This is a genomic window from Streptomyces sp. NPDC050485, from assembly GCF_044458185.1.
Lineage (GTDB): Bacteria > Actinomycetota > Actinomycetes > Streptomycetales > Streptomycetaceae > Streptomyces.
The window spans coordinates 69277-82071 of record NZ_JBITHR010000007.1; the positions used below are offsets into that span (position 1 = coordinate 69277).

Consider the following 12795-nt stretch of genomic DNA (forward strand, 5'->3'; position numbering starts at 1 on the left):
ACCCATGCGCCGGGGCCTCGCCCGCGTCTCATTTCGCATTCCGGAATATGAACAATGCTGTCCTGGATGCCATCTGCCCTCTACTGTGACCAGTGCAGCTGGTTCGCCCTGTCCACCAGACAGACGCGTCGTAAGAGGGAACCCGGTGGGAATCCGGGACTGCCCCGCAGCGGTGAGTGGGAACGACCGCCGTCATACGCACTGGATCCCTCCGCGGACCTGGGAAGCGACGGCCAGTAGGAACCTGCCTCGGCAGAGTGCCCACGAGTCCGAAGACCTGCCCGTTGCCCGCACGTGACCGATCGCGTGCGGACATCCCGGTGACCTCGTGGGCGGGTCGGCGTACATATCAGACGGAGCACCGTGCCAGTGGCGCGTGTGGGCTCCGTCCGGTTCGTCATCCCTTCGCGTCCGTGTCCCGTCTCCGGGATTCTCAGGAGTCATCTCGCGAAGGAGATTTCCGTGACAGCGAAGTCCGCAGCCGCGGCAGCACGGGCCACCGTGTACGGCTACCCCCGCCAGGGCGCGAACCGCGAACTGAAAAAGGCGATCGAGGGCTACTGGAAGGGCCGCGTCACCGCCGCCGCCCTGAAGGAGACCGCCGAGGGCCTGCGCCGTTCGAACTGGCAGCAGTTGGCCGACGCCGGTATCCACGAGGTGCCGACCGGTGACTTCTCGTACTACGACCACGTCCTGGACACCAGTGTCATGGTCGGCGCTGTCCCCCAGCGACACCGCGACGCCGTCGAATCCGACGCGCTCGACGGCTACTTCGCGATGGCCCGCGGCACCCAGGACGTCGCACCCCTGGAGATGACCAAGTGGTTCGACACCAACTACCACTACCTGGTGCCCGAGTTGGGGCCGGACACCCTCTTCACCGCCGACTCCACCAAGCAGGTCGCCGAACTGACGGAAGCCCTCGCGCTCGGCCACAGCGCACGCCCCGTCCTCGTCGGCCCCGTCACCTACCTGCTGCTCGCCAAGCCCACCCCCGGCATCGCCACCGACTTCGACCCGCTGACCCTCCTGGACCGGCTGCTCCCCGTGTACGCCGAGGTCCTCGCCGACCTGCGCGCGGCCGGTGCCGAGTGGGCGCAGTTGGACGAGCCCGCCCTCGTCCAGGACCGCACCCCGGCCGAGCTCAACGCGGCCGCCCGCGCCTACCGCGACCTGGGCACCCTCACCGACCGGCCCAAGCTCCTGGTCGCCTCGTACTTCGACCGGCTCGGGGACGCGCTTCCCGTCCTGGCGAAGGCCCCGATCGACGGCATGGCCCTCGACTTCACCGAGGCGGCCGGCGCCAATCCGGACGCGCTCGCCGCCGTCGGAGGACTGCCCGGCAAGCGTCTGGTCGCCGGCGTCGTCAACGGCCGCAACATCTGGATCAACGACTTCGAGAAGTCCCTGTCCACCCTCGGGACGCTGCTCGGTCTGGCCGACCGGGTCGACGTGGCGGCCTCCTGCTCGCTCCTGCACGTGCCGATCGACGCGGCGGCCGAGCGGGACATCGAGCCGCAGATCCTGCGCTGGCTGGCCTTCGCCCGCCAGAAGACGGCGGAGGTCGTCACGCTCGCGCGCGGCCTCACCGAGGGAGCCTCGGCGATCACCGCCGAACTCGCCGCCAACCAGGCCCGCTTGGCATCCCGGGCACACTCCCCCATCACCCGCGACCCGGCCGTCCGGGCCCGCGTGGCCGCCGTCACCGACACGGACGGCCGCCGCTCCGCTCCGTACGAGGAGCGGGCCGCGGCCCAGCGCGCCCACCTCAAGCTGCCGCTGCTGCCCACGACCACCATCGGCTCGTTCCCGCAGACCACCGAACTGCGCACGGCCCGCGCTGACTTGCGCGCGGGGCGCATCGACACCGCCGCGTACGAACAGCGCATCGAGAACGAGATCCGCGAGGTCATCGCCTTCCAGGAGAAGACCGGCATCGACGTCCTCGTGCACGGCGAGCCCGAACGCAACGACATGGTGCAGTACTTCGCCGAACAGCTCACCGGCTACCTCGCCACCCAGCACGGCTGGGTCCAGTCCTACGGCACCCGCTACGTCCGCCCGCCGGTCCTGGCCGGCGACATCTCGCGGCCCGAGCCGATGACGGTGCGCTGGACCAGTTACGCGAACTCGCTCACCGACCGCCCGGTCAAGGGCATGCTCACCGGCCCGGTCACCATGCTCGCCTGGTCCTTCGTCCGCGACGACCAACCGCTCGGCGACACCGCCCGCCAGGTCGCCCTCGCCCTGCGCGACGAGGTCAACGACCTGGAGGCATCAGGCACTTCGGTCATCCAGGTCGACGAACCGGCCCTGCGCGAAACCCTCCCGCTGCGCGCCGCCGACCACCCCGCCTACCTGGACTGGGCCACCGAGTCCTTCCGCCTCACCACCAGCGGCGTACGGCCGGACACGCAGATCCACACCCACATGTGCTACGCCGAGTTCGGCGACATCGTCCAGGCCATCGACGAACTCGACGCCGACGTCATCAGCCTGGAGGCCGCCCGCTCGCACATGCAGGTGGCCCGCGAACTGGCCGCACACGGCTACCCCCGCGAAGCCGGCCCCGGGGTCTACGACATCCACTCCCCGCGCGTCCCCTCCCCGGAGGAGGCATCCGCCTTGCTGCGCAAGGGACTTCAGGCCATCCCGGCGGACCGCCTCTGGGTCAACCCCGACTGCGGCCTCAAGACCCGCGGCTGGCCCGAGACCCGCGCCTCCCTGGAGAACCTGGCGACGGCGGCCCGTACCGTACGGGCGGAACTTGCTTGATTTTGAGCTGAGTCAAGGGCCGAGGGGTGGGCGCTCGCACCCCCTCTCGACCCTCCTACCCGTGAGGTCACCGCTTGTCCGGCCCCGAGCGGGCGCAGTACCTGCTGAGTCACCTGCCCTCTCAGGTGGTTTCGTCGTCGGTGACGATCCTGAACACGCCCTCGGCCAACAGTTTTTCGTCGAGGCGATTTCCCTCGAAGAATGCCACGCGCCGCTTGAGGCTGATGCCGTTGAACCGTCCCAGGATGCGCTTGGCCGCGTCGGCGAACCCCTCCTCCGTCGTGGCGACCGTGCCGATGGTGCCCTGCATCAGGTCTCCCGAGTGGGGGTCAACGAGGTTGCTCCACTCACCACTCGCGTTCCGGAACTGGATCAGAAAGGTATAGGTCTTATAGCCGGACATGCCGAAAACCGTACCGTAGCCTTGATCGGCGTAGGCGTTGTTCCCGCCGGAGAGCGAGATGGACCGTGCCAGTGCCCGCTGCGGAAGCAGAAGCGATATTCATGATCTATATCGACGGTCATGATCCAGATGCCGGGGAAGTCCGCCAGATCATGAAGGAGTTCGAGCGGGAGACGAGGCTCTGCCTGGCAGGCAACCACGTCGAACGCTGCCGTGGCGACGGCGATCTGGTCGAGGGGTACGGAACCTTCCTGGTCGACCTCTACGAGCGCCAGGGCAGGCTCTCGCACGGCGCGGCCGACCGGACGATCGTGCGTCGCCTCACGGTGAACGGAGTGGGACGGGTCGTGGCCGTGGTGCTCGCGCAGGAGTTCAACACGTGGGTGCGCGAGCTGATACCGCTTCACCTGGAACGACTCGCCGGGGCGGGGGAGTCCGCGGCTCGGCGGCCCGCGTTCTCCCGGCTCGGCGACGATCCGGCCCTGTCCTTCGTCGCGGGCGCACGGGACGGGGAGACACTCCAGTTCGGCGACCTCCAGATCACCGTGAGCCTGTTCCCGGAGACCGATCCGCAGCGCATCCGCGCGCTCATGCCCGGCGGCGATTATCCGCAGTTGCTCGCCGAACTGGGAATCACGGAGCAGGTGGAGGCCGAGGCTCGCCCCGCGGACCCCGACATCGCGCACTGGCTGCTCTGCGCGGACGGAAAGTTCCGCAGCGTCCACCTCGGCTACTTCAGCCCGTCGGGGACGAGGAGAAATGCGATTCTCCCCTATGACGTGCTGTCACCCGCGGATCAGCAATCGCTCAAGCGATTCATCTTCTGAGCCGGAATTGAGCCGGAATGGGGCGGGAGGCACGATGCGGAGAACGGCGGGCCAGCGGGCGGACTGTCCACACGGTCCACACCCGTACTCCTGCGGCCCACTCCACGAGGGCCTGTGCGTGCTCACCCACCGCGGTCGCGGCTGCGAGGCCGTCCACCCGATCTGCCCCGAGTGCGGGGCGCCGGCGCTGAACGTCGTCGTGCCGACGATCCTTGAGCGCATGCGGCACGAGGACGTCCGGACGCTTGCCCTGCGATGCCAGGCGTGCAACCGCGCCGAGTTCCGCTACAACCGCGACATGTTCTGCGACCGGTGCGAGTGGCTGATTCCCCGTGCCAACGAGCGGTTCGCCGCCGAGCCCGCCGGGCCGCCCGGCCACGCGCCGCCCACGCCCGCAGGCAGCATCGGGGCTTGGGGCTCGCAGGCCCTGTCCAAGCTCCGCAGCGCCGCCGAGTCCGGCGACCGCGACGCCCTCGACACCGCGATCGAGCTGTTCGACCGCATCGTGCGAGCACTCCCCGTCGGCGACGCGATGCGCCTGTCCGCGATGAGCAATCTCGGCATCGGACTGCGCATGCGCGCCGAGCAACGGCGCGACGGCGAGGACGCGGACGCCGCGGTCCGCGCGCTGCGCGAGGTGCTGGACGCCGGTCCCCCCGATTCCCCGCACCGCCCGCGCCACTCGACGAACCTGGGCAACGCGCTGTATACACGCGCCTTTCTCGACACGAGCCGCGACGGCGATCTGGACGAAGCCGCCGAGGCACATCGCGCGGCGGTCGCGGCGACTCCGCGCGGGGACCGCAGCCGGACCGGCCGCCTGGTCAACCTTGCCAGAACACTGCGCGGCCAATACGACCGCACAAGGCGCCGGGCCGATCTCGACACCGCGATCGAGGCGTGGCGCGAGATACTCGATACGATGCAGCGGGTCGATCCCCAAGCACCGTGCTACGCCTCCGAGTTCGCGCTCGCCGTGCGCACTCGCCTTGAGGACTTCGCGTACGACACCGACGTCGATGCCGGATTCTCCGCGGTCGAGACGGTCATCGCGGGCATGTGCCCGGGGCCCGAGCGCCGTGACCTCCTTCTCAGCCTCGGCAGCGCCATGCTGACGCGCTACCAGCACAACGGTGATCGAGCCGCCGCGGAAACGGCGGTCAAGGCCCTGCGGCAAGCCGCCGACGAGGCACCGCCCGGCAGCCGCGAACGTGCAACCCACCTGAACGAACTGGGGCTGGTCCTTGGCGAACGCCTGAGGATCGAGAGCAGCGAGGCCGCCGTCGACGCCGCCGTCGTCGCCCTGCAGGAGGCCGTACCGCTCGTCCCGCCGGACGACCCGCAGCGCCCGAAGTTCCTCTCCAACCTGGCGATCACGCTCAGAAGCCGATTCGAGCACCGCGGCGATCCCGCCGATCTCGACGCCGCCATCCGCGTACTGCGCGAGGCCGAGAGCCTGATGTCCGAGCACGATCCCGACCGGCCTCGCGTCGCGATGAATCTCGGCAACGCTCTGCTCACCCGGTTCGAGCAGCACTGGGACCGGGCCGACATCGACCACGCGATCTCGATGCTGCGCCTGGCCGCGGGATCGCCCGGCGGCTCGCTGGAGGGCGCGCTGTCGGGGATCGGGAATCTCGCCCTCGGGCTGGCGCGGCGTTACGAGCAGTTCCGGGACGGCGCAGACCTCGACGAGGCCATCGCCGTGGGGCGCAGGGCCGTGGAGCAGGCGCCCGCCGCGTACCCGGGCCGGATCGGTTACCTCTCGAATCTGGGCCATGGACTCATGCTGCGTTTCGAGCGGGACAAGTACCGCGGCGACCTGGACTCGGCCATCGACGCGCTGCGCATCACTACAGAGGCGACCGACGACGACCACTTGCACCACGCCCGGAACCTCTCGAACCTCGGCGTCGCGCTCCTGGCCAGGTTCGACCTCGACGCGGCACGGGCCGATCTCGACCGTGCGGTGGGCCTTCTGGCGCGGGCCGCCGGGACCACCCGCGTCGGGGACAGGGAGCGGGCGGCCTATCTGTTCAACCTCGGCAGCACCCTGACCGCCCGGCATGATCGCTTCAAACGCCCCGAGGACGCCGACGCCGCGATCAAGGCGTGGCAGACCTGCTGCGCCCTGCCCGCGATCCCGGCCTCCACACGGATGATGGCGGGTCAGGCGTGGGGCATGCTGGCGGCGCGGCTGAGCCGCTGGCCGGAGGCGGTGCACGGCTACGGTGTCGCGGTCGAGTCGCTGCCGCTCCTCGCCTGGCGGGGCGTCGGGCGCGACAGCCAGGAGCGCCTCCTCACGCAATGGCGCGGGCTGGCGTCGGACGCCGCCGCGTGCGCGATCGCCGCGGGCCGCCCAGAGCACGCCGTCGAACTGCTCGACCGCGGCAGGGGCGTCCTGTGGTCGCAGCTCCTGGACCTACGCACCGAGATCGACGCGCTGATGGGAGCCGATCCCCGGCTCGCAGCCGAACTCGGCGCCGTGCGCGCGGAATTGGACGGCGGCGCCGCCGCGCCCCCAACCGCCACGACCTCCTCGCCCCCCGTGATCGGTGAAGGCTCGCGAGGCGCGGACGCCGACAGACGCATCAACCTGGCGCGCCGGTGGGACACGTTGATCGACCAGGTTCGCGCGCTGCCCGGCTTCCACGACTTCGCACGCTCGCCCAGCTTCGACCGGCTTCGCGGCGCTGCTGGAGAGGGCACGGTCGCGGTGGTCAACGTCAGCCAATGGCGCTGCGACGCACTACTGATCACCGAGGACGGCGTCCAGGTCCGCCGTCTCGACGGCGTCGACCGCGCCGAAGCCTGGCGCCGGGCAGACGCCTACATGAGCGAGCTCCAGAAGTCCCAACATGCCCAAGCCGAGCCCGACACCGCGCGACAGGATCTGGAGCGGGTCGTCACCGAGACGCTCACCTGGCTCTGGGACGCCATCGCCGAGCCCGTCCTCGACGCACTGGGCCACACCGCGCACGCCGAAGGACAGCCCTGGCCGCGACTGTGGTGGTGTCCGACGGGGCCGCTGACCGTCCTGCCCCTGCACGCGGCGGGCCACCACCGGCGCACCGGGCAGAGTGTCCTCGACCGCGTCGTCTCCTCCTACACCCCCACCCTGCGCGCCCTCGACACGAGCCGCCGGCGTCCGGTCCCGACATCGCCGGAGCCCGAGAGCTGTCTGCTGATCGCGCTCCAGAACACTCCCGGGCAGGCTGCACTGCCCGCCGTGGCGGCCGAGCAGGCGTATCTCACCCAACTACTGGGACGCGAGCGGCTCACCGCCCTCGTCGACGCGGACGCCACCAAGGCGAACATCCTCGAATCGATGGAAGGCCATGCCTGGGTCCATGCCTCCTGCCACGGTGACCAGAACCTGGCGGACCCGTCCGCCGGAGGACTGGTCCCCCACGACTGGGAGCGCGCCGGCCTCGTACGGGTCCTCGACCTGAACACGGCGGGACCGGCCTCGGGCGGTGAGTTCGCGTTCCTGTCCGCGTGCAAAACGGCGACCGGCGGCCTGTTCAACCTCGACGAAGGCATCAACCTGGTCTCGGCGCTCCAGTACGGGGGCTGGCGCCACGTCATCGGCACGCTCTGGTCAGTCGGCGACATCTCGGCCGCCGAGATCATGTTCGCCACGTACCAGCGGCTCCTCGGTGACAGCAGCGGCCATGGCGCCGCGCGCTCGGCCGTCGCCCTCCACGAGGCGGTCCGCGCCTACCGGGACAGGGCCGACCACCGTGACCGTCCCAGCCGTTGGGCGTTCTTCGTCCACGCGGGCCCGTAGTACCTCACGACAGTTGATTCACGAGGCGGCGGAGAGGAAGACCACGGCGCCGAGCGCGGCGAGCGCCCCGCCGGCGAGCGAGTGCAGCCGCGCGTTGCGCAGTTGTGCGCGAACCTGCCATGCGTGCGCGAGTTCCCAGAGCGATCTGAGACGTGCGTGGATCGCGGCCGTCGTCGTGCGGGACTCGGCCAGCTTGCCGAGGAGGAGTGCGCGGCGCGGACCGTCCGGTCCTTCGAGCTCCAGTAGACGCTCGATGTTCCTCGTCACCGTCGAGTGGAACTCCAGGGCCCGGTGGAGGTCGCCGACGCTCGCGCCGAACGGGCCGTAGAACGATTCCGGTTCGCGGGCGATCCGGGAGCGCAGATCGGCCAGCAGCGGCGAGGACTCCAGGGAACGCGGCGTCGTCAGGGGCGGGATGAGCGCGTCCGCGGTCCGCCAGATCGCCCAACCGATGCCGACGAGGCCGAGGAGCAGGCCCGCGTACGCGGTGACGGCGTGGCCCAGGCCATGGATCCTGCCCACGGCGGTGAGGGGTCCGCCGCCGAGGAGAGCCGCGCCGGTGACTGCGAGCGCGGCGAGGATCCATTTCGCGGTCGCCCGCATGTCGGCGACGGATTCAAGAGGCGAAGGCAGCATCGAGGTCGGTGTGGGGGCCTGGGTCCCGACGGCGTCCGTCTGCCCGGTGGAGCCGCTCACGAGCCCGGTTCTTCGGTGGGGTCGTTCGACTGCGGGCGCGTCGGAAGCGGCGAGACGCCCGTCCTGCCTTTGTAGATGGTTCCGAGGCCATTGTCCTCAGGGGGCTCGTACGGGCCCCACGCCGTGCCGTCGAACACCTCCAGAGTGCCCTCGTCACTGAACCGGACGGCGCCGACTTCCGAATCAGGCTCCAACTCACCCACGCGCGTTACGGTACTCCACTCGACCATGATGCGGACGGGCTACATCGGAACCTTGTGCTGGGCGACCGGGGGCCGGCTCTGGCGCCGGGTTCCACGCTGCACTCGTTCCGCGCCGGCCGGGCATCGACGCGGATCAGCGCACCCGACCCCGCGGTTTCAGCGCCACCGGGGGCAGTTCGGGCGCCGGGATGGGGGCGCCGTCGTAGCCCTTCACCTCGCCGAAGCGGGATCCCGACATCCACTCGTCCCGCGCCTGTGCGATGTCCTCGTGTGAACGGCCGATGAAGTTCCACCACATCACGATCTCCTCCTCGAACGGCTCGCCGCCGAGCAGCATCACGGTCGCGTCGGAGGCGGCGCGGAGCGGGAGTTCGGTGCGGCCGCAGCCCAGGTAGAGCATCGAGCCGGGGAGTACCGGTACGTCGTCCACGTGGGCCTCGCCGGACATCGCGAGCACCGCGTACTCGAAGTCGGGGTTCACGGGCAGCCGTGCCTCGGCGCCCGCCGCGAGGGCGAGGTCGGCGCCGACGATCGGGGTGTAGGTGCTGCCGGGCGAGGTGGCGCCGTCGAGTTCGCCCAGGATCACCGTGGCGTCGACGCCGGGCGCGGTGGCGTGCGGCAGCTCGGCGTGGTGCTGGAAGTGCGGCTCGACGTGGCGGTGGGCGTCGGGCAGCGCGACCCACAGCTGGGCTCCGTGCAGGAACCGGCTGTGCGACGTGGGGGTTTCCTCGGAGTGGCTGATGGCCCGGCCCGACGTCATCAGGCCGAGTTCCCGGGGGCGTACGGTCTGGAGGCTGCCCAGGCTGTCGCGGTGCAGCACCTCGCCCTGATGCAGCCAGCTGACGGTCTGCAGGCCCATGTGGGGGTGGGGCGGCACCTGCATGCCGGGTTCGTCGGCGATGTCGTCGGGGCCGTAGTGGTCGACGAACGCCCAGGCGCCGACCATCCGGCGGCCGAGGTTCGGCAGCAGCCTGCGTACCTCGGTGGACTCGCCGAGCTTGACCGTGCGGGGCGAGAGGAGCTCGCGCACCGGCTCGGCGACAACGAAGCCGCGTCCGCCGCAGACGGTGAGCGCGGGCTGGCGATCGAGATTGCTCATGCGGTCAACCTATCCCTCTCGGGGTGTCGGCCCCAGGATCCACGCACAAGCCCGCGAGGTCCTGCCGGCACCCGGCTTTCGGCAGGTCAGATGGACGTCGGCGGGGGCCGGTTGGGCCGCGATTCCGGGCAGCCGGGCGGCCCCCACCCACGGCAGGTTGAACCGCAATCCCCGGCAGGCGCGTGGCCTCCGTCCGCGGCAGGTTGAACCGCGATTCCGGACAGCCGGGCGGCCCCCACCCGCGGCCGGTTGGGCCGTAATCCCCGGCGGGCGCGTGGCCTCCGCCCGGGGGCCGGTTGGGCGGTGTTTCCAGCTGGGCGGCCGGCCCTGCCCGGGACTCGTGCGCCGTCGCCCCCTTCGCCCGGGCACCCCGCAGGGAGCCCGTCGCCACCCCACCCCCCGACGTTCTACATCATGTAGTAGATTCCCGTGGCAGCCCCCGCCGGGGCGGCCGTTGCGGCTGCTCGGGGTGGCGCTGCTTCGCGTGCTCTTCAGGAGGCTGATCGGCTGTGCCCCGTCGCAACATCCCGGATCACTTCCGGCCCACCGAACCGACCCGCACCGGCCGGATCACCATCGTGTCCGCCAGTGTGGGCGCCGGGCACGACGGTGCCGCCGACGCGCTCGCGGCGCAGTTGGAAGCGGCCGGGTTCCAGGTGGACCGGCACGACTTCCTCGATCTGCTGCCGGCCCGGCTCGGCCGCGTCCTCTCCGGTACGTACCACCGGCTGCTGACCACCGCGCCCTCCGGCTACCAGCGGATCTACGCCGCCACCGAACGCTCCGGCTCCCCCGGGCCGGTGATCCGCGCCCTGTTCCGCAGCGCCGAGCGCCCCATGCTCCGCGCGATCGGGCCGCGCTCACAAGCGGTCGTGTCCACCTATCCGGGCGCGAGCCAGGTGCTCGGCGCACTGCGGCGCGGCGGGCGCCTGGACATCCCCGCGCTCACCTACCTCACCGACTTCTCCGTACACCCGCTGTGGGTGGCCCCCGGCATCGACGCACACCTCGCGGCCCATCCCGTTCCGGCGGCGCAGGCGGCCGCGCTCGGCGCGAGCCGCGTGATGGTGACCGGGCCGGTGACGGGAGCCCGGTTCACCGCGGCCGGAGAAGCCGAACGCCGGTCCGCCCGCGACGAGTTCGGCCTCCCCCACGATGCCGCGCTGGCGCTGCTGGTCGCCGGGTCCTGGGGGGTCGGCCCGGTGCGGGAGTCCGCCGCGGAGATACGGGACAGCGCGGCCGCCGAACCGGTCATCGTGTGCGGGCGCAACGCGGCGCTGGCCGAGCAGTTGCGCGCCGACGGGTTCCGGTACGTGCACGAGTGGGTGCAGGACATGCCGCTGCTGATGCGCGCCTGCGACGTGCTCGTCCAGAACGCCGGCGGGCTCACCTCGATCGAGGCCTTCGCCAGCGGGCTGCCCGTCGCCAGCTACCGGTGCATACCGGGCCACGGGCAGACCAACGCGGCCGCCCTCGACGAGGCGGGACTCGCCGTCTGGATCAAGGAACCGGAAGGCCTCACCTCCGTACTCTCCGATCTCGTCAAGGGACCGCTCGGGGAGCGCCAGCGGTCCGCCGGTCTCGCCCTGTTCTCCTCGGGTGCCGGTCCCGTCGCCGCCATCACCGGCGCGACCGTCCCGCGTCCGGCTCCGGCGAAGCGGTCCCGACTGGCCCGTCCCAGGTTGAAGTTGGCGGCGGTCGTGCTGGCCGCCACCGTCTCGCTCGGGATCGGCGCGCCGCTCGCCCATGCCTACGAGTCCGATCCCGGGCGGCTTTCCACGCTCGCCCACAACCTCTTCGAGGGGTACGAACTGTGAGCTCCCGTACCGCCAGGGCCGCTCTGCTCGCCGCCACCGCGCTGCCCGCCCTCGCCGCCGTACACGCCGCACCGGCCGTGTCCACTCTCGGTCCGCTGCGCAACCGCACGATGCCCCGGCTGTCGGGGCAGGGCGACCGCGACCACATCGCGCTGACCTTCGACGACGGGCCCGACCACCTCTCCACCCCGCATTTCCTGCGCCTCCTCGACCGCGAAGGGGTGCGGGCGACGTTCTTCCTGCTCGGCTCGATGCTCGTCCGCTCGCCGGGGCTCGCCAAGGAGATGGCCGCCGCCGGGCACGAGATCGGCGTGCACGGCTGGGCGCACCGCCCGCTGGTCCTGCGCGGCCCGCGCGCCACCCGGGACGACCTCGCGCGGGCCCGCGACCTGATCGGCGACGTCACCGGCGAGCCGCCGCGCCTCTTCCGGCCGCCGTACGGGGTGATGAGCACGGCCGCCCATCTGGCCTGCCGGGATCTCGGGCTGACGCCCGTGCTGTGGACGGCCTGGGGCGAGGACTGGCGCGGCCGGGCCACACCCCGCTCGGTGCACGACACGGTGATGGGCTCGCTGCGCGGCGGCGGCACGGTGCTGCTGCACGACTCCGACTGCACCTCCGCCACCGGCTCGTGGCGCACCACACTGGCCGCGCTGCCCGCCCTCCTGGACACCTGGCGCGACCACGGCTGGCGGACCGGACCGCTGCGCGACCACGGCTGCCACCGGCTCTACGCCGCGTAGTAGTTTGGGGTCCGCCCGGTGGCCACCGGGCCCCGGGGCGACGAAGGAGTACAAGCGTGACGGACGACGGCGCCGGGACGGCCGGGCGACGGGCGCCCGGCGAGCTGGAGAACGAGGTGCTCGCCGCGCTGTGGGCGGCCGGAGCGCCCGCCGCGGCCGGCAGCGTCCGCGAGCAGGTGGCCGGCGCCCCCGCGTACACGACGGTCCTGACCATCCTGTCCCGGCTGCACGACAAGGGCCTGGTCACCCGGAAGCGGGCCGGACGCGGCTACCTCTACTCCCCCGTACGGGACGAGGCGGGGCATGCCGCGGCGGGGATGCGGGCGCTGCTCGAAAGGGGCGGCGACCGGGCCGCGGTGCTCGCCCGGTTCGTGTCCGAACTCGGCACCGAGGACGAAGAGATCCTTGAGCAGTTGCTGCGCGGGCACAAGGAGGGCTGAGC

Annotated in this window: 10 protein-coding genes and 1 riboswitch; of the genes, 6 read left to right on the forward strand and 4 right to left on the reverse strand. The window is 71.5% G+C overall.

Annotation, left to right across the window (positions count from 1 at the left end):
• The first annotated feature begins 82 nt into the window (after positions 1-82).
• A riboswitch (cobalamin riboswitch) is annotated at positions 83-300 on the forward strand.
• Between the two features lie 162 nt (positions 301-462).
• A complete protein-coding gene (gene metE / locus ACIBK6_RS16345) occupies positions 463-2775 on the forward strand; it encodes a 5-methyltetrahydropteroyltriglutamate--homocysteine S-methyltransferase (RefSeq protein WP_399051905.1) in 2313 nt (770 codons plus the stop codon).
• 121 nt (positions 2776-2896) lie between these two features.
• Here the strand turns inward: metE and ACIBK6_RS16350 are convergent, their stop codons facing one another.
• The gene (locus ACIBK6_RS16350; protein WP_399051906.1) at positions 2897-3178 is read right to left on the reverse strand and encodes a hypothetical protein; all 282 of its coding nucleotides are present in this window, start codon (positions 3176-3178) and stop codon (positions 2897-2899) included.
• Positions 3179-3279: 101 nt separating this feature from the next.
• Here ACIBK6_RS16350 and ACIBK6_RS16355 point away from each other — a divergent pair, with 101 nt between their 5' ends.
• Together ACIBK6_RS16355 and ACIBK6_RS16360 are read left to right on the forward strand one after the other, a co-directional pair.
• Positions 3280-4005: a hypothetical protein gene (locus ACIBK6_RS16355; protein ID WP_399051907.1), complete on the forward strand. Its 726-nt coding sequence runs from the start codon at positions 3280-3282 to the stop codon at positions 4003-4005.
• Between the two features lie 118 nt (positions 4006-4123).
• Entirely contained in the window at positions 4124-7795 is a 3672-nt protein-coding gene (locus tag ACIBK6_RS16360; RefSeq protein WP_399051908.1) for a CHAT domain-containing protein, read from the forward strand.
• Positions 7796-7813: 18 nt separating this feature from the next.
• Here the strand turns inward: ACIBK6_RS16360 and ACIBK6_RS16365 are convergent, their stop codons facing one another.
• From ACIBK6_RS16365 to ACIBK6_RS16375, 3 genes are all read right to left on the reverse strand, one after another.
• Positions 7814-8491, reverse strand: coding sequence for a hypothetical protein (locus ACIBK6_RS16365; protein WP_399051909.1), 678 nt, complete (start codon positions 8489-8491; stop codon positions 7814-7816).
• Positions 8488-8694: a hypothetical protein gene (locus tag ACIBK6_RS16370; protein ID WP_399051910.1), complete on the reverse strand. Its 207-nt coding sequence runs from the start codon at positions 8692-8694 to the stop codon at positions 8488-8490. Before ACIBK6_RS16370 ends, ACIBK6_RS16365 begins: the two co-directional genes overlap by 4 nt.
• A 133-nt stretch (positions 8695-8827) precedes the next feature.
• Complete coding sequence (locus tag ACIBK6_RS16375; protein ID WP_399051911.1) at positions 8828-9793, reverse strand: pirin family protein; 966 nt, start codon at positions 9791-9793, stop codon at positions 8828-8830.
• A gap of 509 nt (positions 9794-10302) precedes the next feature.
• Between ACIBK6_RS16375 and ACIBK6_RS16380 the strand changes: the two genes are divergently transcribed.
• Genes ACIBK6_RS16380 through ACIBK6_RS16390 form a run of 3 tightly spaced genes read left to right on the forward strand, consistent with a single transcriptional unit; the run spans position 10303 to position 12793 of the window.
• On the forward strand, positions 10303-11610 hold the full coding sequence (locus ACIBK6_RS16380; RefSeq protein WP_399051912.1) for a UDP-N-acetylglucosamine--N-acetylglucosamine transferase: 1308 nt from the start codon (positions 10303-10305) through the stop codon (positions 11608-11610).
• A complete protein-coding gene (locus ACIBK6_RS16385) occupies positions 11607-12353 on the forward strand; it encodes a polysaccharide deacetylase family protein (RefSeq protein WP_399051913.1) in 747 nt (248 codons plus the stop codon). Before ACIBK6_RS16380 ends, ACIBK6_RS16385 begins: the two co-directional genes overlap by 4 nt.
• A gap of 56 nt (positions 12354-12409) precedes the next feature.
• Positions 12410-12793: a BlaI/MecI/CopY family transcriptional regulator gene (locus ACIBK6_RS16390; protein ID WP_399051914.1), complete on the forward strand. Its 384-nt coding sequence runs from the start codon at positions 12410-12412 to the stop codon at positions 12791-12793.
• Positions 12794-12795 lie beyond the last annotated feature (2 nt).

What these genes read in the sequence shown, in the direction of transcription:
- ACIBK6_RS16355 (WP_399051907.1), top strand. Translation starts at nt 3,280, where the DNA reads ATGATCTATATCGACGGTCATGATCCAGATGCCGGGGAAGTCCGCCAG.
- ACIBK6_RS16350 (WP_399051906.1), bottom strand. Translation starts at nt 3,178, where the DNA reads ATGTCCGGCTATAAGACCTATACCTTTCTGATCCAGTTCCGGAACGCG.
- ACIBK6_RS16375 (WP_399051911.1), bottom strand. Translation starts at nt 9,793, where the DNA reads ATGAGCAATCTCGATCGCCAGCCCGCGCTCACCGTCTGCGGCGGACGC.